The organism is Inquilinus limosus MP06, assembly GCF_000767795.1.
Taxonomy (GTDB): domain Bacteria; phylum Pseudomonadota; class Alphaproteobacteria; order DSM-16000; family Inquilinaceae; genus Inquilinus; species Inquilinus limosus_E.
In genome coordinates, this window is sequence record NZ_JANX01000905.1 from 1 (window position 1) to 1,609 (window position 1,609).

General features: G+C 73.3%; 2 protein-coding genes. Both read left to right on the plus strand.

Annotation, left to right across the window (positions count from 1 at the left end; all coding sequences use genetic code 11):
* Positions 1 to 127: 127 nt before the first annotated feature.
* The gene (locus tag P409_RS33825; protein ID WP_034849037.1) at positions 128 to 1,273 is read left to right on the plus strand and encodes an alanine racemase; all 1,146 of its coding nucleotides are present in this window, start codon (positions 128 to 130) and stop codon (positions 1,271 to 1,273) included.
* A 13-nt stretch (positions 1,274 to 1,286) separates the two neighbouring features.
* On the plus strand, positions 1,287 to 1,609 hold a 323-nt coding region (locus P409_RS33830; RefSeq protein ID WP_202964898.1), incomplete at its 3' end, for a hypothetical protein.

The following is a 1,609-nucleotide window of genomic DNA, read 5'->3' on the forward strand; positions in this document are numbered from 1 at the left end:
CCGTGAAGAATTGCAGGTCCTGCGAGGAGATCATTAAGGCTGATCTTAATCTGATATCAACGACCGGTAAATTGCGGCTGCACCATCCGCCCGCTAGACATCGGGAACCCCAGCCCGGAAGCCGCCGATGCCCGCCGCCGACCGCCTCTCCGCCCTGCCGACGCCGAGCCTCGTCCTCGACGAGGGCCGCATGCTCCGCAACATCGAGCGCCTGCGCGGCCGCCTGCAGCCGCTGGGCGTGGCGCTGCGCCCGCATCTCAAGACGGCGAAGTCGGTCGAGGTCGCGCGGCGCCTGCTGGCCGGCGGCGACGGCCCGGCCACGGTCTCGACGCTGAAGGAGGCGGAGGTGTTCGCCGCCGCCGGCATCCGGGACATCCTCTACGCCGTCGGCATCGCGCCGCGGAAGCTCGACCAGGTCCTCGCCCTCCGGGCACGGGGCTGCGACCTCTCGGTCCTCCTCGATTCGCCGGAGCAGGCGGCGGCCGCGGCCGAGGCGTCGCGGCGGGCCGGCGATCGGATCCCCGCGCTGATCGAGGTCGATTGCGACGGCCATCGCGGCGGGCTGAGGCCCGACGACCCGGCCCTCGTCGCGGTCGGCCGCATCCTGCAGGAGGGCGGCGCCGCGCTGCGCGGCGTGCTGACCCATGCGGGCGAAAGCTACGGCGTGGCCGGGGCCGAGGCGCATGCCGCCTTCGCCGAGCGCGAGCGGTCCGCCGCCGTGGCGGCGGCCGGGGCCCTGCGGGCGGCCGGCCTGCCCTGCCCCGTGGTCAGCGTCGGCTCGACGCCGACCGCGCATGCCGCCCGCGACCTGTCCGGCGTCACCGAGGTCCGCGCCGGCGTCTATGTCTTCTTCGACCTGGTCATGGCCGGCATCGGCGTCTGCTCGACCGACGACATCGCGCTGTCGGTGCTGACCAGCGTCATCGGCCGCAACCGCGAGCGCGACTGCCTCTTCATCGACGCCGGCTGGATGGCGATGTCGCGCGACCGGGGCACGATGGGCCAGGCCGTCGACCAGGGCTACGGGCTGGCCTGCGACGGCGAGGGCGCGGTCCTCGGCGACCTGATCGTCTCGGCCACCAACCAGGAACACGGCATCGTCACGCTCCGCCCCGGCAGCCGGGGCGTGCTGCCCGACCTGCCGGTCGGCACCCGCCTGCGCATCCTGCCCAACCATGCCTGCGCCACCGCGGCCCAGTTCGGCGGCTACGAGGTGCTGCCGGCCGACCCGGCGGCGGGCCTGATGCACTGGCCGCGCTTCGGCGGCTGGTAGACGGAGGTCGATGATGCTGTTCGTCGCCGAGGCCGAATCCGCCGCGCTGGCCACGCATGAGATGGCCTATGCCGCCGTCCGCGAGGCGCTGATCGCCGTCTGCGACGACGGCACGGAGAGCTTTCCGGTGGTGCATGGCCACGGGTCGGCGCGGGAGAACCGCTTCACCGTCAAGGCGGCCGCCGCGGCCGATGTGGCGGGGCTCAAGATCGGCTCCTTCTGGCCGGGCAATCCGGCGGTCGGCCTGCCGCGCCACAACTCGCTGATCCTGCTGTTCGACCAGGAGAAGGGTCGGATCGGCGCGGCGATCGAGGCGGGCACGCTCAACGCCTACCG